The 19,217-nt window shown below is 67.3% G+C and carries 14 protein-coding genes; 9 read left to right on the forward strand and 5 right to left on the reverse strand.

What is annotated here, in order from left to right:
- Window positions 1-217 precede the first annotated feature (217 nt).
- From tssL to PVE73_RS07960, 5 genes are all read left to right on the forward strand, one after another.
- A complete protein-coding gene (tssL, locus tag PVE73_RS07940; RefSeq protein ID WP_277366417.1) occupies window positions 218-1,579 on the forward strand; it encodes a type VI secretion system protein TssL, long form in 1,362 nt (453 codons plus the stop codon).
- Window positions 1,576-5,154 (forward strand): type VI secretion system membrane subunit TssM, encoded by a 3,579-nt coding sequence (gene tssM / locus PVE73_RS07945; RefSeq protein ID WP_277366418.1) that lies wholly within the window; start codon window positions 1,576-1,578, stop codon window positions 5,152-5,154. Before tssL ends, tssM begins: the two co-directional genes overlap by 4 nt.
- Before the next feature lie 2 nt (window positions 5,155-5,156).
- A complete protein-coding gene (tagF, locus tag PVE73_RS07950; RefSeq protein ID WP_277366419.1) occupies window positions 5,157-5,828 on the forward strand; it encodes a type VI secretion system-associated protein TagF in 672 nt (223 codons plus the stop codon).
- A 79-nt stretch (window positions 5,829-5,907) separates the two neighbouring features.
- Window positions 5,908-6,648, forward strand: coding sequence for a protein phosphatase 2C domain-containing protein (locus PVE73_RS07955; RefSeq protein ID WP_277366420.1), 741 nt, complete (start codon window positions 5,908-5,910; stop codon window positions 6,646-6,648).
- Between the two features lie 48 nt (window positions 6,649-6,696).
- On the forward strand, window positions 6,697-8,835 hold the full coding sequence (locus PVE73_RS07960) for a serine/threonine-protein kinase (protein ID WP_277366421.1): 2,139 nt from the start codon (window positions 6,697-6,699) through the stop codon (window positions 8,833-8,835).
- A gap of 5 nt (window positions 8,836-8,840) precedes the next feature.
- Here PVE73_RS07960 and PVE73_RS07965 read toward each other — a convergent pair whose 3' ends face one another.
- The 5 genes from PVE73_RS07965 to PVE73_RS07985 are packed head-to-tail and all read right to left on the reverse strand — an operon-like array spanning window position 8,841 to window position 12,289.
- Window positions 8,841-10,283 carry a hypothetical protein gene (locus tag PVE73_RS07965; RefSeq protein WP_277366422.1) on the reverse strand — a complete coding sequence of 481 codons (1,443 nt, stop codon included), beginning with the start codon at window positions 10,281-10,283 and terminating at the stop codon, window positions 8,841-8,843.
- The gene (locus PVE73_RS07970) at window positions 10,280-10,705 is read right to left on the reverse strand and encodes a biopolymer transporter ExbD (RefSeq protein ID WP_277366423.1); all 426 of its coding nucleotides are present in this window, start codon (window positions 10,703-10,705) and stop codon (window positions 10,280-10,282) included. Before PVE73_RS07970 ends, PVE73_RS07965 begins: the two co-directional genes overlap by 4 nt.
- Complete coding sequence (locus tag PVE73_RS07975) at window positions 10,702-11,142, reverse strand: biopolymer transporter ExbD (RefSeq protein WP_277366424.1); 441 nt, start codon at window positions 11,140-11,142, stop codon at window positions 10,702-10,704. The genes PVE73_RS07970 and PVE73_RS07975 overlap by 4 nt, the downstream gene beginning before the upstream one ends.
- Window positions 11,143-11,157: 15 nt before the next feature.
- Window positions 11,158-11,856, reverse strand: a complete 699-nt coding sequence (locus PVE73_RS07980) for a MotA/TolQ/ExbB proton channel family protein (protein WP_277366425.1) — start codon at window positions 11,854-11,856, stop codon at window positions 11,158-11,160.
- 7 nt (window positions 11,857-11,863) lie between these two features.
- Window positions 11,864-12,289 carry a hypothetical protein gene (locus PVE73_RS07985; RefSeq protein ID WP_277366426.1) on the reverse strand — a complete coding sequence of 142 codons (426 nt, stop codon included), beginning with the start codon at window positions 12,287-12,289 and terminating at the stop codon, window positions 11,864-11,866.
- A gap of 307 nt (window positions 12,290-12,596) precedes the next feature.
- Between PVE73_RS07985 and PVE73_RS07990 the strand changes: the two genes are divergently transcribed.
- The 4 genes from PVE73_RS07990 (at window position 12,597) to PVE73_RS08005 (ending at window position 19,131) form a co-directional block, all read left to right on the forward strand.
- Window positions 12,597-13,025 carry a DUF1036 domain-containing protein gene (locus PVE73_RS07990; RefSeq protein WP_277367384.1) on the forward strand — a complete coding sequence of 143 codons (429 nt, stop codon included), beginning with the start codon at window positions 12,597-12,599 and terminating at the stop codon, window positions 13,023-13,025.
- Between the two features lie 12 nt (window positions 13,026-13,037).
- On the forward strand, window positions 13,038-15,329 hold the full coding sequence (locus PVE73_RS07995; RefSeq protein ID WP_277366427.1) for a M23 family metallopeptidase: 2,292 nt from the start codon (window positions 13,038-13,040) through the stop codon (window positions 15,327-15,329).
- A 168-nt stretch (window positions 15,330-15,497) separates the two neighbouring features.
- Window positions 15,498-18,179: a caspase family protein gene (locus PVE73_RS08000; protein WP_277366428.1), complete on the forward strand. Its 2,682-nt coding sequence runs from the start codon at window positions 15,498-15,500 to the stop codon at window positions 18,177-18,179.
- A gap of 463 nt (window positions 18,180-18,642) precedes the next feature.
- Window positions 18,643-19,131, forward strand: a complete 489-nt coding sequence (locus PVE73_RS08005; protein ID WP_277366429.1) for a hypothetical protein — start codon at window positions 18,643-18,645, stop codon at window positions 19,129-19,131.
- Window positions 19,132-19,217: the final 86 nt, after the last annotated feature.

The following is a 19,217-nucleotide window of genomic DNA, read 5'->3' on the forward strand; positions in this document are numbered from 1 at the left end:
GGGCGGCGCTCCGCCGAAACCCGATCCGATTCGGCCGGCGCCCATGCCCGGCCCGCTCGAAACGCCGCCTGCGGCCGCACCTTCGCCGCCGCCCTCGCACACGGTCTTTTCGCCCCAGCCGCCGCAGCAGCCGGCACCCGCCTGGCCGCCTCAGGCTCCGGCATGGTCTCCGTCGCAAACGCCGGCCTGGCCGCCGCCGGGCGGAACGGGGCAGGGAATGCCGGCCGCTGACGACTGGATGAAGCCGGCCGCCGGACAGTCCTTCTTTCCGGGTGCGCAACCGCCGCCGGCCCAGGCTGCCGTCGAAAAAATCCCGCTCGACGTGGCGCTCAATGCGCGTGACGGCGCGGGCTACGCCGCCGCAAATCCCATCCTCGCTGCCGCCGCGCCGCTCCTCATCCTTCTCGGCCGTCTCCGCCTGATGATCGTCGACATGCAGGCCGTGCCGCTGATGAACCATGTCGCGAACGAGATTCGCGAGTTCGAAAGGAAGGTGCTCGAAGCGGGCGTTCCGCGTGAGGACGCGATGGTTGCCAAATATGCACTCTGCGGCACGGCCGACGACATCGTGCAGAACCTGCCGGGTGCGGACCGGCAGATCTGGCTGCAATACAGCATGCTCGCCCAGTTCTTCCAGGTGCGCACTTCGGGTGTCGGCTTCTTCGAGGAACTGAACAAGATCCTCGCCAATCCCGCGCCGCGCTACAATCTGCTCGAATTCATGCATGCCTGCCTTTCGCTGGGGTTCGAAGGGCGGTATCGCGGTGTTGCGGGTGGCGACCGCGACCTGCAGCGCGTCCGCCGCGAGGTCTACGAGACGCTCAGGCATGTGAAGGCGCGCAGCGACGAGGATATCTCGCCGCGCTGGCGCGGCATGGCGAAGTCTATGGCCAACATGGCGACGCAGATCCCGGTCTGGGCCGTCGCCAGCTTCGCGGGTGCGGCGCTCGTCGGCGTCTACTTCCTTCTGCGGCTGATCATCAGCAATGACGGTGAGGCGCTTGCTGGCAAGCTCTTGGCGCTCAACCCGTCCGAACCCATCACCATCGAACGGGCCGCGGTGGTGGCGCCGTTCGAAGGGCCGGATTTTAGCGACACCACGCAGCTTGAACGTATCCGGGGCGTGCTCGCGGATGAGATCGCCGGCGGCTCGATGGCGGTCGAGAAAAAGGGCGAATTCATCGTCGTGGAAATCAACAACCTCCTGCTCTTCGATTCCGGCAAGGCGGACGTGAAGCCGGAATTCGAGGCCGTAGCCGAACGCATCGCCGCCGCGCTCGATCCCGAGCCGGGGCCGATCAACATCATCGGGCACACGGACAGCGTGAAGCTGCGCAGGACCAGTGCCTTCAAGTCGAATTACGAGCTTTCGCTCGCCCGCGCCAGGTCGGTCGAGAAGATGCTGGCTCCGAAGATCACGGAGCCCGCCCGCATCACGGTGGAGGGCAAGGGCGAGGACGAGCCGATCGCCGACAACGGCACTGCGGAAGGCCGCGCCAGGAACCGCCGCGTCGATGTCATGATCCCCGCGGAGGAGACGTTGACTGCGGGACAGCCGATCATCGTGAGACCACAATGAAGCGCTGGCTCTACAGGATCGCCATAGCACTCGGGCTGCTCGCCTTCGCGGCGGCCGTCTGGTTCGGTGGGCCACTCATCGGCTTCGGCGGCGTGCGGCCGCTGGAGCCGGTCTGGCTGCGCCTTTTGCTCATTCTCCTCGTGCTGGCTGCAGTCGGCGGCTTTTATGGTTTCCGCTATTGGAGGAAGCGGCGGGCGGAGAAGGCGCTGGAAGCCGCGGTTGCGGAAAGCGAAGGCCAGGAAGGTGACGCCAGGGTGCTGGGCCAGCGCATGACGGAAGCGCTGGAGACGCTGAAGCGCGCGAGCGGCAAGCGGAATTTCCTCTATGAGCTGCCCTGGTACATCATCATCGGCCCACCCGGCGCCGGCAAGACGACGGCGCTCGTCAATTCGGGCCTGAAGTTCCCGCTTGCGGGCGCCGATGGCGCGCAGGCTGTCGCGGGCGTCGGGGGCACGCGCTATTGCGACTGGTGGTTTACCGAGGAGGCGGTGCTGATCGATACGGCCGGCCGTTACACCACGCAGGACTCCGACGCGCAGGCCGACAAGAAGAGCTGGCTCTCCTTCCTTTCCCTCCTCAAGGAGAACCGCGCCAAGCAGCCCATCAATGGCGTCATCCTGGCCATCAGCGTCGAGGACCTCCTGAAGCTCGATGCCCAGGAGCTTTCCGCCCACGCGGCGGCAATCCGCAAGCGGCTGCAGGAGATCCACGAACAGCTCAAGATCGATTTCCCGGTCTATGCGCTCTTCACCAAGGCCGATCTCGTCGCCGGCTTCTCCGAATATTTCGGCAGTTTCACCGAGAGCCGGCGGCGCAAGGTCTGGGGCGCCACCTTCCAGACCGAGGACCGCAGCAAGAACATGGTGACCCAGGTCCCGGCCGAATTCGATGCGCTGGTGCTCAGGCTATCGGAGGAACTCACCGACCGGCTTCACGAGGAGCCGGACCCGGTGGCGCGCATCGCCATCTTCGACTTCCCGGGCCAGTTCGCTCTGCTCAAGGACCGCGTATCGGATTTCCTGAACCGCATCTTCGAGCCGACGCGCTATCAGGTGAACGCGAACCTGCGTGGCTTCTACTTCTCTTCGGGCACGCAGGAAGGCACGCCCATCGACCAGGTGCTGGGCGCGATCGCCCGCAGCACCGGCAGTGCGATGACCGCACGGCAACTTTCCGGCACAGGCCGGAGCTTCTTCCTGCACGATCTCCTGACGAAGGTGATCTTCTCGGAAGCCGGCTGGGTCTCGCGCGATATGGCGGCGGTGCGGCGGGCAGCTCTCATCCGCTACGGCTCCTTCGCGGCAATCGGGCTTGTGGCGGTGGCGCTGCTCGGCGTATGGGGGGTGAGCTTCGCCACCAACCGCGCCCTGATTGCGACCACGGAAAACGCGGTGGAGCAGTACCGCGTCAACGCGAACGAGCATCTCACGAGCACCAGCGTTTCAGACGTCGACCTGGAGAACGTCGTCGGCCATCTCCAAACATTGCGCAATCTGCCCGTGGGCTACGAGAACCGGGGCGAGGCCACGCCCATGCGGGAGACGTTCGGACTCAGCCAGCGCGGCCGGCTGCTCTCCGCCTCGGAGACGACATATCGACGCGCGCTCGAGCGCATGTACCGCTCCCGGCTCATTCTGCAGCTCGAGCGCACCATCGAAGCGAACATGAACGATCCGCTCCAGCTCTACGAGCCGCTCAAGGTGTACCTCATGCTGGGCGGCAAGGCGCCGAAGGTGGACGAGGAACTCATCGTCGCCTGGATGCAGCGCGACTGGGAGCTGAACCGCTATCCGGGGCCGGCCAACCGGCAGGGCCGTGAGGAACTGGAAAGACAGCTGCGCGCCATGCTCGATCTCGGCAAGGCGCATGATCCGGCCATCGATCTCAACGGGCCGCTTGTGGAGCAGGCGCAGCGCTCGCTCGCCCGCATGAACATGGCCGACTGGGCCTATGCGCTCATCAGGTCGGCCGCCTATTCCGCGCCCATCGAGGATTTCTCCTTCGCCGCCCGCGCCGGGCCAGATGCCGGTCTGGTGTTCGAGACGGTCGACGGCAGCGATCTGAACGGCGTCATCGTGCCCGGCCTCTACACCTATGCGGGCTTCAACGATTTCTTCCTCACTCAGATGGCCGCCATCGCCGACAAGCTTTCCGGCGAGCAATGGGTGATGGGCGAGGTCGGCGAGCAGATGGCGGTCGAGGACCAGTTCAAGACCCTCGGCATCGCGCTGCTCGACCGCTACGGCCGCGACTTCGTCAGCGCCTGGGAGGCCGCGCTTGAGAACATCAAGCTGAAGCCGCTCTCGGCGGACAAGCCCCAATACGTCTCGCTGTCGGCGGCGGCCTCGCCCGGTTCCCCCATCCGCCAGCTCTTCGAGGAGGTCAGCCGCGAGACGGCGCTGACCAGGGAGCAGGAAGGCGAGGAGCCGCCGGTGGTAGCCGAGGAAGCGCAGGCGGTGGCGGGTGAGGCAGGCCGGATGCTGGCGCAGCGGACGGCCGATCGCACGACGGGTCTTGCGCGGATCGGCATCGACCTGGCCCTTCGCAAGTCGCAGACGCGTGTCGGCGTGAACGGTTCGCCCGCGACCCAGGTGCCCGGCGCCAATATCGAGGCCCAGTTCCGGCCCTATCAGATGCTGTTCGAGGGCGAGGCGGGCCAGCGACCGATCGATGCGCTGATCCAGAACTTCTACGAGGTCTACCAGAGCCTCGTGCTCGCGGCGACCAATCCGTCGCAGGCCGAGCGGGCCAACGCCAATCTCCAGCTCCAGGTGGTCACGTTGCGCGCCAGCGCCTCGCGATTGCCAAGGCCGCTTGCGCGCATGGTCGGCGGCGCGGTCGAGGATTTCGAGGGCGACGCCGCCGATACTTCGCTCGCACAGCTCAACCAGATGCTGAACGCCACGGTCTCGCGCCCCTGCGAGCAGGTGGTGGCGAACCGCTATCCCTTCTCGCGCAAGAGCGAGCGCGACGTGCCGATGGCCGATTTCGCCCGGCTCTTCGCGCCGAACGGCATCATCGACCGCTTTTTCGCGCAGAACCTCGCGCCGCTCACCGATATGGGCGGCGAGGACTGGGCCTGGAAGCAGGACACGCGGCTTGGCCGTGAGCTCTCGGCAGCGACGCTGCGGGAGTTCCAGCGTGCGGCCGAGATCCGCGACGCGTTCTTCCCGCAGGGTGGCGGGATGCCCGCCGTCAATCTCTCCATCACGCCGTTCTCGCTCCATGGCCAGGCGGACATGGCCCTGCTCGAGATCAACGGCCAGGTGATCCAGAGCCGGCAGGTGGGCAACCTGCCGGGCAGCCTGACGTGGCCTGGCACCATGGGCGCCGGTGCCGTCAATCTGAGCCTCCTGCCGGAGATTCCGGGCCGGCAGTCGCTCGTCAGCGTCGCAGGCCCCTGGGCGCTGATGCGGCTGCTCGACGCCGGCTCGGTCTCGCGCAGCGGCGACAGCATCCTGGCCCGCTTCGTCATCGGCGGACGGGACGTCGCCTACACCATCCAGGTCGGGTCCCTCGCCAACCCGTTCTTCCTGCCCGCGCTTTCCGAATTCAGCTGCCCGACCGGACTTTGACGATGGGCTTCGGTCTTTTCGGCAAGCTGCCCCAGAAACGAGATTTCATCTCCTTCGGAATCCCGCACGAGGTGCTGCATCCGCTGGAGACCTGGCTCCAGTCCGCCGTTGCCGCAAGCCGCGCGGAACTGGGAAGCCGTTGGGAGGAACTCTACCTCGTGGCGCCGATCTGGCGCTTCTGGGTCGGCCCCGGCATCCTCGGCGCCTCCTGCGCCGGTGCGCTCATGCCGTCGGTCGATGGCATTGGCCGTTATTTCCCGCTGATGGCGTTGTACGTAGCGGAGCCCGGGCGGCAGACGCCGCCGCCCCCCTTTGCGCCGCAGGGCGATTGGTACGCCGCGCTCGAATCCCGGCTTCTTGCAACGCTTGGCGAGACCGCGGGCATCCGGCCCGAGACGCTCCTTTCGGACCTCCCCGAGCCTTCCACCGAGAGCGCCGAGCCGGCGGACGGCCTGGCGCTCTTCAAGGGTGGTCCCGTCTGGCGCGGGAAGGCGAATGCCGGCGTGGCGGCACTCCTCGCCTCCATCGTGGAGGCGGATTACCGCGAGGCCGCGCGCGTGCGGTCCTACTGGTGGACGGCAGGCACCAGCGAGGCGGGACCGATGCTCCACGCCCGCGAAGGCCTGCCGGACCCTTATTTCTATACTCTCATGCTGCGCGTTGTGGCAGAATAGCCATGGGAACAACGCGCCGGGCCGTCGAACAGGCAAGGGTACAACTGGCCGGGCACAGGGATATCGCGGGTGAGATCTCGTGAACGGCGGCCGATACTCTTTCGAATGCTTTGGCGTCAGCCATACGGGCCATGTGCGCGACCACAATGAGGACCGGTTCCTGCTCGAGCCGGAAAGCGGCCTGTGGGTGGTGGCCGACGGCATGGGCGGTCACGAGGCGGGCGAGGTGGCCTCCGGCAGCATCGTCGAGCATCTCGCCACGCTGGGCGTGGCGAGTTCCGCGCCGGACCTGCGCGCCCGTTTCGAGGACCGGCTCGCCCGTGCCCACTCCGAGATCAGGCGGCTCTCGCAGGAGCGCGGCGGGATCACCATCGGCTCCACCGTGGCCGCGCTCCTCGCCTATGACGGGCAATATGCCTGCCTGTGGTCGGGCGACAGCCGCGTCTATCTCGTGCGCGACGGCGCGATCGCGCAGATCTCCCGCGACCACACCGAGGTGCAGGAACTGCTCGACCGCGGCGCGATCACCGAGGATGAGGCGCAGCACTGGCCGCGCCGCAACGTCATCACACATGCGGTGGGCGTTGCCGACGAGATCACCATCGATGTGCGGCAGGGTCAGGCGCTGCCGGGCGACATTTTCGTGCTCGGCACGGACGGCCTCACCGGCCACGTGCGGGATGAGGAGATCAGGGACAATGTCATCGGCCGCTCGCCGCAGGAAGCATGTGAGCATCTGCTCGAACTGGTGCTTTCACGCGGCGCCACCGACAATGTCACGGTCGTCGTCGTGAAGGCCGAGGGCAGGGAGAAGCCTTGAACGCGATGAGCCCGAGTGAAACCGCCGATGATCGGAGATGGTGGCGCCATGTCGTCGGACGATAAGACGCAGATCCTCCCGGGCGCGCATGTCGATGTCGGCACGCAGCTTTCCGGCATTTACGAGCTCGACGAGCGCATCGCCATGGGCGGCATGGGGGAGGTCTTCCGCGGGCACAACATCCAGACGGGCGATCCCGTCGCCATCAAGATCGTGCTTCCCGAGTTCGCGCGCGACGAGACCATCCTGTCGCTCTTCAAGAAGGAAGCCTCCATCCTCAACCACCTCTCGCACGAGGCCATCGTCCGCTACCACGTCTTCACCATCGATCCCGGCATGGGGCGGCCTTATCTCGCCATGGAGTTCGTCGACGGCGAGTCGCTCATCGACGTGATGAAGCGCGGACCGATGCCGTCGCAGGACGTGCGCCGGCTCTGCCTGCGGGTGGCGTCCGGCCTGGCCGCCGCGCACGAGGCGGGCATCATTCACCGCGATCTCTCGCCCGACAACGTCATCCTTCCGGGCGGCCGGGTGGAAAGGGCCAAGATCATCGATTTCGGCATCGCCCGCTCGGCCATCGTCGGCGGCAAGACGCTCCTCGAAGGCAAGTTCGCCGGCAAGTACAACTATGTCTCGCCGGAGCAGCTCGGCCTGTTCGGCGGCGAGGTGACCGAGCGGTCGGACATCTACAGCCTCGGCCTCGTGCTCGCCGCGGTCTCGCTCGGCGCGCCGCTCGACATGAGCGGGTCGCAGCTCGAAGTCATCGAGAAGCGCCGTGTGGTGCCCGACATCTCCTCCATGGACCCGACCCTTCGCCCGCTCGTGGAGGCGATGCTCCAGCCGGATCCCGCGAACCGCCCGCCCGGCATGGCGGAGATCGCCGCCTGGCTGTCGCAGCAGGACGCGGCAGCGACCATTCCGCCCCGGCAGAATGACTCCGCACCCACGGTCTCGACCGCGCCCGGCACCGGCGGAACGAGCGCGGAAGCCGTCGTCGCGGAAAGTCCTTTCGGCCCCGTCGCGCCACCGCAGACGCCCTTCACCGCCAGCGCGGCCCCCGGGTCCCAAGCGGGCGGCAGGCCGCCCGGACCGAAGCGCTTCATCCTGCCGTCCGCCGCCGTCATCCTCCTGGCCGCCGCCGGTGGCGGTGCCTACTACCTGGACCTCTTCGGTCGCTCACCATCCATGCCGGATGCCCCTGCGCAGCAAGCCGAAACGCCCTTGCTTGCGCCAAACGATCCCGAGCAGCAGGCCTCTGCGGAGCCGGCGGGCTCGACATCACCGCCCGCAAGCGAATCCGCCACGGCAGCGCCGCCGACGGTGGAGCAGGCCGATCGGCAACCGCAGGAGACTGCCTCACCGGCCGCGCAGCCAGGGCCGGAGGAGGTTCAGGCACCTTCGATGCATGCGCCTGCCCCGCAGCAGGCCGCGCTCTCGTCCGACACGGCCGCTCCCTCGGCTCCCGCCACGCCCGGAACGGAAGCCTCGCCTCCGGCCGAGCTGACAGCAGTCCTCCCCGGAGCGCCCCGGCAGGACGCGGCAAAGGTCATTGACGACGTCGCTACCCGGGTCTCCTGGATCCGCGACTATGGCGACAGGGACTGTTTCTATGCCACCGCGGTCTCGGTCACGGACAAATCGGCGGAGATCGAGGGTTTCGGGCGCAGCGTGGAGCCGTTCGAGGCCCTGCTTCAGGATTTCCAGAAGACCTTCCATATCGAGCCCGAGATCGGCGCCCGCCTCATCGAGCCGGAACAATGCGTCATCACCGATTTCCTGCGCCAGGTCGGGGGCTCGGCGGCGTCCGCGCCCGTGCTGTCGCTCGGTCAGACGCTCATTGCCAACGGCGCGGAAGTGCATGGCGAGATCGCCAAGCTCAACGGGCGCAAGATCGACCTGATCCTGATCGACCACAAGGGCATGGCCTACAGCCTCAACAAGCACGTGAGGAATGAGGGCGGAAGGGCGGAGTTCAGCATCAATGTCGGCCTCGCCAGTGCCGACCTCGCCCGGAACAGGACCGTTCCCCAGGTCGTTGTCGCCGTCGTCAGCAGGAACGGCCTGGACGCCGCGAATTTTTCCCGTCCGATCCGCGCGTCGGAAGTGCTGCCGCGGGTACTGGCCGAGATCAGTGCCGGAGGTCCGGAAAGCACGGCGGTCGCCAAATATTTCCGGCTCGGCGGCTGACCCTTCTACCGCACCGAAAAGAATGTAAGGCCGAAATCGACCGGCCGTCCGCCGCGCCGGATCTCCGTGGCGAGCGCCGGGAAGTAGGCCGCCGCGTGCTTCTTGTCGTGCGACGCGACGGTCTCGAGCGGCGAGTCGCTCGCCAGCGCCAGAAGGATCTGTACCGTCTCCACCGGTCCGTCCTCCAGCGTCACCGGCGCCCTGAAGCCGATCGCGCCATTCGCCTCGCGAAACAGGTCCTGCACCTCCTCCACCTTCCCTTCATCGTCCACAAGCAGCAAATAGACCCATTTCCGGCCGAAATTGCCGACGTGCCCGGAAAGGATTCCGCCGCTCGGAACGACGCGCATGTCCGGTTCGATGGCCAGCGCGGGAATGGGGCGGGCCGAAAGAGCGCGCGCGAACGACAATGCGCGGCACTGTTCCTCCGACACCTCGTGCGACCGTGCCTCCACTGGAACGCCGACGCGGCGCGCGATCTCGCTTCGGAGTTGCTCGATCTCGCCGGTTACGGCTGCGAAGCCGTCGATCGCGAGTTCGGGTTTTGCCGGCGCAAGAGCCAGGAAGCAGTCGCCCGCTTCATGTGCGGCGATCACGTCGAGCATGCTGGCGAAGGGGTCGATCTCCTTTCTCGGCGGTGTCTCGCGTTCGGGGATCCGGGGTGCGATGAGGGCCATCTCCTCACCGTCGCCGGCGGAAGGGGAGGCGGTCGTGCCGCTGGAGGAAGGCGAGGAAACAATACGGGAGGCGGACGCCGTGGGCGCGGCTATGGCGACCCGAGATGCCGTTGCGGATGCTGATGCTGCCCGTTTCGATTCCGCGGGCGTCGATGCTGCCGGCTGCGCGGCGGTTGCTGCGATCGTTCCGGATTCCGCGATCCTCCGTGGTGCGGCGGCCATGCCCGCCGCAACCGGCGGCGGTGTGCTCGAAGCGACTTCACCGGAAGTGGAAGCGGTTGAAGGTGTAACCACCCGTGTCGCGGTGTCGCCGGGGCTTGCCGCGGGGGCTGGCGCAGCTCCAGAAGCAGCTGCGCGGCCGATCCCTTCCACTGCTTCGAGCGGGCGGCTTGCCTGCCGAGCCGAGGGCGCAAGCGGCACGGCAGCGCTCTTCCGGGCGATCGAAACACTTTCCTTGGTGCTCGGTGCCATGCGTCCGCTTGCGTCCGCAGCCGCCAACGTCTTTCGCGAAAGCTCCGCCGGCTCCCGCCGCATACTGTCCCGCGCACGCTCGGCCACAGGCCTCACTGTCGAAGACGGCTGCAGGACCCGCGCCTGCGCGACTCCCGGCGCGGACATGGTCGGAAGAGCCTGGACTTCGATGGTGGTGCCCCGCCCCTGCACTCCCGGCGGGTCCGGCATCGCCCAAAGGCCGGCACCCAGCATCGCGTGCGCGCCGACGGAGGCGGCGGCCCCGAGCAGAAGCAGCCTTCCGTCGCCTGCGGATTTCACGGCCGCACCTCTTTCACGCCATAGCCCTCGTGCAGCGTCACCACGCGCACCGGCACGCCGGCCTCCTGCACGGCGGAAACGACCGTGAGGAAATCGCCTGCAGGCATGGTGCGGGCGGCAAGCAGGTTCACGAAGGCAGCTCCCGGCGTGGCGCTCATGGCTGCAAGCGCGCGGGCGCCGGCCTGTCCCGGCGGAACCGGGCTCCCATCCAGGAACAGCCCGCCTTCTGCGATCAGGAGCAGCGGGCGCGGCAAACGTTCCAGCGGCAGGTCCCGTGTGATCGGGATGTCGGCTTCCACTTCGCCGCGCGAGACGAGGCTTCCGGCAGCGAGGTAGAAGAGCAGGAGCAGGAACACGATGTTCACCGTGGTCAGCGAGAAATTCGGCTTCGGCCGCCGGCGCTGCGGGGGAATAAGGCTCATGGCCGCTCCCGGATCGGGTTAAGCAGGGTGACGGAGCCGGCCGAGGCGGCTTTCATTGCCTCGAGGGTGGAGACCACGTCCTGCAACTCGGCATCTCCCGAGGGAATGAGCAGATAGGTCTCCACCCCCTGTCGTCGAAAGTGGCCTACGGCATCCTGGAGCTGCGCGATCGCCATCCTTTCCGCGCCGATCGTCACCTCGCCGTGAGCGATCCGAACAACCAATGGCTGCGCAGCGCCGTTGACTGCTTCGGCGGGCGCCGCCTCTGCTTCATCCGTACCGGCAGCTACGCCGCCGAGCGGCAGCAGCGAGTAAGGCGCGATCTGAGAGGAGAGCATGAAGAAGATGAGAAGCAGGAAGATCACGTCGATCAGCGGCGTGAGGACGAAGGCGATGCGCCTGCGCCTGGGGGTAGGCAATATCGTGGTCCGGTCCATCCCGGGCGATCCCTCTCAGGGCCGCTGGCCCGCAAACCCCTGTGGCAGCAGACCCGCCGGCAATGCCGCGCCGGCCGGAGGCGGGGCGCCGCCCGTCTCGCTGTAGAGCATGGCGTTGATTGCGGCCTCCATCGTGGCGCGCTCGTCATCGATGCGCGATTCGAGCCAGACGGAGACGAAATAGAAGGGGATGGCGATGCTGAGCCCGGCGGCGGTCGTCAGCAGCGCGGTCCAGATGCCGCCGGCGAGCGTGGACGGGTCGACGGCGCCGCCCGCTGCGGAAAGCTCGGCGAAGGCGGAGATCATGCCGATGACCGTGCCGAGGAGGCCGAGCATGGGCGCCGCCTGCACGACCGATTCCAGAACCCGCATGTGGCGGGACATGGCGGTGAGCTGGTCCGCCGCGCTCTGAACCGCGAGTTCCCGCGCTCGCTGATGATCGCCGGGGTGATGCTGGAAGGAGATCATGGCGCTCGCCACGGCGGCGGAGGAGGGCGAGATCTCCGACCGCGCCTCCTGCAGCGCGCGGCTCCTATCGCCCGCGGCCCATATGGCCACCGCGCTCCGCGCCGCGCGCGAGCGCCCGACGCCGAGACGGGAAAATTGCAGGACCTTGAATATCGTCACCGCAAGCGCCGCGACAGACGTCAGGACCAGTGCAACGAAGACCGGTCCGCCCGCGGAAAGCAACTGGTCGATGATGACTTGCCGCATGGCCGCCTCACAGCCCGAAAGCGATCGGCACGCGCGTCGAGGTCTTCAGCGCGTCGATGCACAGGGTCGACGGCCCTTCCTCCGCCACGCATTCGGTCGCCTCGTTGACGAGCAGCCGTGAGATCTCGGCGCAGGGCTGGTCGGGAAGGTCGAACTGCACGACCTTCGTCTTGCCTGCCGGAAAGCTGCCGAATTGGAAGACGAGCGATTGTACGACGCGTCCGTTCGGGTCGAAGGTGAAGACGTCGTAGGACGTCTTCTGCAGCGCGATGCCCGTGCCGTTGAAGGCGACATAGACCAGCCGGCAGCCACCCTCGATATCCACTGCGTCATTGAGCTCGACCGAAAAACCGCCGGTCCCGGCGGCGCCTTGCGGGGCGCCCAAGGTCAGAAGACCGGCTGCAAAGAACGCGGACACCCGCCTGCGGAGCATGCTTCCCTCCCGCCGCCTTGCCGATGGGGGAGTGTAACCCTCCCCATGACAAAGACAAATATTTTCGCGCGCATTTCTTGGGCTTTTGTTCGGGCATTCGGCACGGACAGTAAAAAGCGGCCGCTTTGTTGCCGGGCCAGGAAACGACTGCAAAGAACGGCGGTCTTGCGCTATCGTTGTCCGGGGCCGCGCCGCCTTTTCGAGGCGCGAGGCTCCGCAAGCACGTGCCTTCGGGGGAGGTCCGGTGACGGTTTCTGGGACATCGCAGCGACGGAGCATCGCCGCCCGGGGCAGGGCGGGGGGCTTCCTGCTCGCCGGCCTTGCCTTCCTCCTCTGCCTGTTCCTGCCCGCGCCGAGGGCCGGCGCGGCCTTCACCATCTGCAACCAGACGCTCGACGTGGTGAACGTCGCCGTCGGCCAGGAGACGGGCGGCGTGGCGGCCGAGGACGAAACCTGGAAGTTCCAGACCGAGGGCTGGTGGACCGTCGGAGCCAACCAGTGCGTCAACGTCATCCGCGAGGATCTGGTCAACCGCTACATCTATGTCTATGCGACCGACGTGTTCTGGCAGCCGATCCTGAGCGGCACGACGGACATGTGCATCGAAAGCCGCCGCTTCGCCATCCGCGGCATCCACGACTGCTGGCAGCGCGGGCACCAGGCGGCGAAGTTCATCGAAGTCGACACGCTGGAGCAGGCGCGATGGACCCTGTTCCTGACGACCTTCGGGCCGTGAGGCGGCATCGCGATGCACGAGATCGACGCCAGCTTCCGCCAGAAGAAGGACGCGCTGCTCGCCCGCCGGCGCAAGCGCCGGTGGCGCAGGGCAGCCGCCGCGGCGGGTCTCGCCGTCGCGGGCGCACTCGCCGCCGGCGTCTATCTCACCCGCGATCACTGGTCGATCCGCTTCTACGAGGACGAGGTGGTGACGATCACGCCCGAGGCCGAGATGCTGCCGGAGGACGCGGCGGTCTACGTTCCCGCCATCGTGGATCTGCCGGGCGACCCGATGATCATCAGCCTGGGAGACGGCAGCCAGGCGCCGAAGGTGAAGGCGGTGCCCCGGCCGCCGGATCTCTCGGATGCCGGCATCTCCGAGCGGGTGGAGATCCTCTCCGACGTCATGATCAGCTCCAGCGAGCGGTTCATGACCACGATTCCCTCCAGCCAGGAGGATTTCGCCTTCTTCCAGTCGCAGCGCATGGCGGCGATTACGCCTGCCGCCGCGCCCCTTTCTCCCGTCCAGCCGGAAGCGCCCGCCGCGGCCGGCATCGGGGCGGACCAAGGCGCGGGCTGGGGCGAGACGATCGCGGAGGGGGAGGCGGCCCTTCCGGCCTTCGAAAAGACCGAGATCGAGAACACCACCAGCATCAGCTTCGTGACGCCGGAAACGGAACGCTTCCAGGCGAGCGAGGACATCTTCGTCAGGGTGCTGACCGCGCGGACGCTGGAAAGCGTCGTGCTGGAGCACCGCTTCGGCGCGGAGGAGGCCCGCCTTGCCGGCGAAGCGCTGAAGGCCTTCTTCTCCCGCGACACGCTCGAACCCGGCTTCGTCGTCGCGCTGCGCGGCTTCCGCGGGAAGCGCGGCGCGCCCCTCGTCCTGATGCAGGTCTCCGTCTATGCCGACGAGACCTATGTGGGCTCGCTCGCGCGCGGCGCCGATGGAAGCTTCGTCTCCGGCACGGACCCGTGGGTGCGCGAGGACCTCTTCCATTATTCCGGCGAGATCGACGAGAACGCGCCGAAGCGCCAGTACCGGCTGCTCGACGCGATCTATTCCACCGCCGCCCGCAATCAGGTGCCGACCGGCGTCATCGGCGAGGCGATCATGTATCTCTCGCGCGGGCACGACCTCAACGCCTTCGCCACCGAGAGCGACCGTTTCGTGCTCGTTTATTCCGGCACGCCGCGCGGGGCGGACGGCGCTTCCGGCCGCGTCCTCTATGTGGCCGTGCGCGGGGCCGAGAAGAGCTTCGAGTGCTTCGTCTACAGCGAGGGCGGCGGGGATTTCGCCTGCGTCTCCGGCGACGACCGGGTGCATTCGATCAGCGTGGTCAACGGCATGGTGACGCCGGTCAACGGCGTGCTCACCTCCACCTTCGGCCCGCGCAAGCACCCGATCCTGAAAACCGTGCGCATCCACAAGGGCGTGGACTGGACTGCGCCGGTGGGCACGCCCGTCTTCGCCGCCTTCGACGGCGAGGTGGCGTTTGCGGGCGAGGCCGGCGAGTACGGCAACCTCGTGCGCATCTCCCATCCGGGCGGGCGGGAGACGCGCTACGCGCATCTGGAGCGCTTCGCCCCCGCCGCCAGGTCCGGGACGGCGGTCAAGACGGGCGATGTCGTCGGCTATGTCGGCACGACCGGGCTTTCCACGGGCCCGCATCTGCATTTCGAGCTCTACTCGGGCGGCAACGCCGTCGATCCGCTGGGCACGGTCACCGTCGCCTCGGACGGTTCGGCGGTGGAGGCGCTGACGGACCGCATCATCCGCGTCGAAAGCGGCGGCGACGCCGCAGCCAAGAACCCGCTCTCCACCGCCACCGGACTGGGCCAGTTCATCGAATCCACCTGGCTGCGCATGATGCGCACCTACCGGCCGGATCTTGCCCGCTCGCTCTCCACGGCGGACCTTCTGGCGCTCCGCTTCGATCCGACCATCTCCCGTGAGATGGTGCGCAACCTCGCCCGCGAGGGCGAAGCCTATCTGCGCGCCCGCGGCCACCAGATCACCGCCGGCCGGCTCTATCTCTGCCATTTCCTGGGCATGGAGGGCGCGCACATCGTGCTTTCAGCGCCGGCCGGTGCCGCCCTTGCGGAGGTGCTGGGGCAGGGGGTGATCAGCGCCAATCCCTTCCTGTCCGGCAAGGACGCGAACTGGGTGATCGGCTGGGCCGAGAACAAGATGCGCGGCACGCGCGGGCGCGCGCCCGCCGCTTCCGCCACGACCGTGCAGAAGGTCGCGCAGGCCTCGCCCGAATTCCTCCGCTACAAGCAGGCCCTGGCCGCCCTCGTGAACGCGGCGGCGGAGGCTCTCTGAAGCCCCCGCCGATCCGTCGAAAGGCTTAGTCCGCCAAGGGTTTCGGCTCATCAAGCGCCTTGTCTTGTGCCGCCTCCGGACATATTATCCACGCAGTCTGAAGCATGCACGCTGCCGCTCGAAAGGAGTGGTGAATTGCACGGCGCTGAGGGACCCGTACGACGAGGCATGGCGCGCGCGCGAACGCGCATTGCGAGGGTCCGTCCGCGCGCCTTCGCCCCGCTGCTCGGGCCCTTCCTGCGCCTCGCCGCGGTGCTGCTTCTCGCCCTCTCCTCGGCCGCGATCCTTTCCGCCGGCGCCCGCGCCGAAAAGGCTGAGGGCCGGCGGGCCGCGCTCGTCATCGGCAACTCCGCCTATGACGCGCTGACGCCGCTCCCCAATGCGGTGAATGATGCGCGGCACGTGGGCGAGGTGCTCGCGAACGCCAATTTCGAGGTTACGATCGGCACGGATCTCGACAAGGCGGAGCTTGAGGAGACCATCCGCGATTTCCTGAGATCGCTCGACGATGGCGATGTCGCGCTGTTCTACTACAGCGGCCACGCGGTGCAGGTGGCGGGCGAGAATTTCGTGCTGCCCGTCGATGCCAGCCTGTCCTCCTCCTATGATCTGGAGCTTGAATCCTACAACATTTCCAATCTCCTGGATTACATGCGCGAAAGCTCCTCGCTGCAGATCCTCGTGCTCGATGCCTGCCGCGACAATCCCTTCCGCAACGAGGCCTATTTCCTGGGCGACAGGAAGGTCTCCGTGGAAGGCAAGCAGGGGCTGGCCTCGCTCGTGCCGCGCCAGGGTTCGCTCATCGTCTATTCCACCGCGCCCGACCAGGTGGCCTATGACGGTGCGGGAAGCCTGAGCCCCTTCACCGAGTCCCTCGTGGGCCATGTGCTTACGCCCAATGTCGAGGTCCGCCAGCTCCTCACCGATATCCGCACGGACGTGATCGAGCGCACCAGCGGAAGACAGGTGCCGTGGGACGTCTCCAGCCTCACCTCGCAATTCTACTTCGTCACGCGGCAGAACATGCTGGTGATGGACCAGAGCCTGACGGAGGTGCGCGTCTCGCCTGAAAGCCGCGAGGTCCGGCTGAACATCCCGCCGCCCGTCGCGAGCGGCGACGCGGCCCTCACGGCCCGCTTCGGGCAGGCGCCGAAATTCGGTGCGCTCATGCTCGACGGCCGGGCGATCGAGCCGGGCGCGGAGATCGGCGCCGAGCGGCTCGGCGAGGTCGTCTATGTCTCCGAGCCCGGCGAGAAATCCGTCGACCTCATCCCCTATTCCGTCGCTTCGGCCACCGGCGAGACGGTGAGCGGCGCCGTGGCCGTCGTCTTCGACCCGGCGCTGGAGCCTGCCGAGGAGGAGCCCGCGCTTTCCATCGCCGCCGGGGAAGCGCCGGAGCCGGATGAGCCTGCCGAGGCAAGGGCCGAGGCGCCCGTGCAGCTCGCGCTCGCCACCGACATCGGCACCGGCTTCGTGACCGTCTCCGATGCGCTGCCTGCGGCGGGCAGCCTGCCCGAAGGCTGGTATCGCGTGGAGGAACGCTCGCCCTCCACGCAGATCGCGCTCGACGAGACGATGCTTTCGGAAGGCGATCTGGTGCGCTCGGAGGACGTGACGCGCCTTGCGGTCCGCCCGGCGCTCCGCATCATCGATACGGATGCCCGGATCGTGCTCAGGCCCGCAAACGCGGCGGGGAGGGCGCCCGTCGTCATCGCCGTCAACGCGGCGCTCAACGCCTGCGACGAGCTTGCGGGCGACCCGCTGGACGTGCAGGGCGTGGTGAAGGGCGTCTACCCCAACGACATCCGCCTGGACGAGGCGCAGGCCGCCTGCGAGGCGGCGGTGCGCGACCATCCGGACGTGGCGCGCTTCAAGCACCAGCTCGGGCGCGTGCTCTACGCGAAAGGCGAATACCAGCAGGCCATCGCCTATTTCCAGGCCGCGCTCGATGCCGGCCATGTGCGCTCCGGCCAGCTTCTCGGGCGCTTCTACCAGCTCGGCGCGGGCGTGAGGAAGGAGCCGGAAAAGGCCATCCCGCTCTTCCAGGCGGCGGCGGAACGCGGCGATGCCTATGCGCAGTATTCCCTCGGCCGCGCCCTGTTGCTTGGCAGCGGACTGACGGCGGATGTGCCGCGCGGAATGGAGTTGCTGACACAATCCGCCGAGTCCGGCCACACCTATGCCATGAACCAGCTTGGCGCCGAGTATCTCTATGGCGAGCGTGTACCGAAGGACCCGGAGCGCGCCTTGCGTTATTTCCGTGAATCCTATGAGCGGAATGACATCTGGGGCGCGATGAACCTCGCGCTCCTCTATCGTGACGGTGTCGGCGTCGAGCAGGATACCGCCCGCGCCAAGGAATTGCTGATGCAGGCTCATCAAAGCCTGCACCCTCATGCCGGTCGGTTACTGGCCCTCATGCTGCGCAAGGAAGGCAGCGCCGATCAGGCTGCGATCTTCCGCCTCTTCCGGGAAAGCGCCGATCGCGGCGACGCGTGGGGTGCCTTCTACGCGGCAGAGATGATGCGCCAGGACAGCTCGCTGATGGGCAGCGATGGCGAGGATATCCGGCTTCTTGCCCTGGCTGCAGGGCGCGACGCGGGCACCCCTTCCACGCGGGCGCGGGAGGCCTTGGCCGGCATTCCCGAGCGCACGCTCAATATGGAAATCCAGAAGGCGCTCGTCCGGTCCGGCGCCAGAGGTATCGAGATCGACGGAGCGCTGGGGCCGAGAACCAGGGAAGCGGTCGTGGCCGTCCTTGGCTCCGCGTCCGGTGCCGCGCCTGATCTTCTTGGACAATTGATTGTGCGTGAGTGGATGGAATCCAATCCGCGCCTGGACATGCTCTGAGGATCAGGAGGGGGCTATGAAACGGCTTGTACTCGCACTTTTTCTTGGAACGTCGCTCTTTGCGCTAGAGGGCTGCTTATGGCGTCCCCCTCCTCCGCCCCAGCCTGAAGCGAGAGCAGTTACCCCCGCTCAACAGACGGTCAGACGAGCGTCAAGCAATCAGCAGAGGGCCAGGCGTGCGCCAAACATTCAGCAGAGGGTCAGCGGAAGCGGCGACAACGGAACTGCAAGCACCGGCAGTTCCGAAAGCTCCGGTGACGGAAGCTCTAGTGGAGACGCTGGGGGCGGAGGCGGTACCGGAGATGGTGGAACCGGAGGAGATCCCGGTGGCGGTAGCCCCGACGGCGGGGGCGATGACGGAACCGGCGGTGGAGGAGGATGGGACTCAGGAGCGTAATCTCGCGGCTTCTTCGTCCCACTGCCTGCCTTTACGCATTCCCAATAGACACTCTAGGGAATTTCCATGGCCCGCGTAACTGAACTGCCGCAAATGAATCCGGTCTGGATCTGGGACATCACCGACCGCGTGGGCTGGGGTCTCACGAACCGGCGTGCCGATGTTCAGCTTGTGCAGCTTTCGATCAACAAGCTCCTCCCGAAACTCGGGCTCGTGGACTTCCGCAAGCCGCAGGGAATGGGCCCGATGGGGAAAACCCATGCGCCGTTGCGGCCGCTGAAGGTGGACGGTTATCTCGGCAACGAGACGGCGAACGCGATCGCGAGCTATATCCGCCACAAGGGCCACACCAACGACCAGGCGATCGACCCCGTCTATCCGCTGCTGAGCCGGCTTCACGGCGATCCCGTCGGGCCGGGCCGCCTCATGGCCGTTTCGGCCATCCAGCGGCGAACGATGTTCTTCCTCAATCGGGATCACGTGCAGGCCTATGGCCGCTTGCTCGACACGAGCGAATTTCCGCAGCCGCTGCAGGGAGAAGTGGCCTTCGCCTGAGCCCGCCTGGAGCGCTCGCATGCATCGAAGGGAGGAGATCCCGCCTCGGAAGCGCGCGGCGGAAGAGGGAGGAGCGCGGCGGCCAT

Source organism: Chelativorans sp. AA-79, from assembly GCF_029457495.1.
Lineage (GTDB): Bacteria > Pseudomonadota > Alphaproteobacteria > Rhizobiales > Rhizobiaceae > Chelativorans.

Excerpts from the sequence above, each read along its gene's own strand:
- PVE73_RS07960 (WP_277366421.1), top strand. The coding sequence starts at position 6,697 with ATGTCGTCGGACGATAAGACGCAGATCCTCCCGGGCGCGCATGTCGAT.
- PVE73_RS07980 (WP_277366425.1), bottom strand. The coding sequence starts at position 11,856 with ATGCGGCAAGTCATCATCGACCAGTTGCTTTCCGCGGGCGGACCGGTC.
- PVE73_RS08005 (WP_277366429.1), top strand. The coding sequence starts at position 18,643 with ATGGCCCGCGTAACTGAACTGCCGCAAATGAATCCGGTCTGGATCTGG.
- tagF (WP_277366419.1), top strand. The coding sequence starts at position 5,157 with ATGGGCTTCGGTCTTTTCGGCAAGCTGCCCCAGAAACGAGATTTCATC.
- PVE73_RS07995 (WP_277366427.1), top strand. The coding sequence starts at position 13,038 with ATGCACGAGATCGACGCCAGCTTCCGCCAGAAGAAGGACGCGCTGCTC.
- tssL (WP_277366417.1), top strand. The coding sequence starts at position 218 with ATGCCGGCCGCTGACGACTGGATGAAGCCGGCCGCCGGACAGTCCTTC.
- tssM (WP_277366418.1), top strand. The coding sequence starts at position 1,576 with ATGAAGCGCTGGCTCTACAGGATCGCCATAGCACTCGGGCTGCTCGCC.
- PVE73_RS07970 (WP_277366423.1), bottom strand. The coding sequence starts at position 10,705 with ATGAGCCTTATTCCCCCGCAGCGCCGGCGGCCGAAGCCGAATTTCTCG.
- PVE73_RS07975 (WP_277366424.1), bottom strand. The coding sequence starts at position 11,142 with ATGGACCGGACCACGATATTGCCTACCCCCAGGCGCAGGCGCATCGCC.
- PVE73_RS07985 (WP_277366426.1), bottom strand. The coding sequence starts at position 12,289 with ATGCTCCGCAGGCGGGTGTCCGCGTTCTTTGCAGCCGGTCTTCTGACC.
- PVE73_RS08000 (WP_277366428.1), top strand. The coding sequence starts at position 15,498 with ATGGCGCGCGCGCGAACGCGCATTGCGAGGGTCCGTCCGCGCGCCTTC.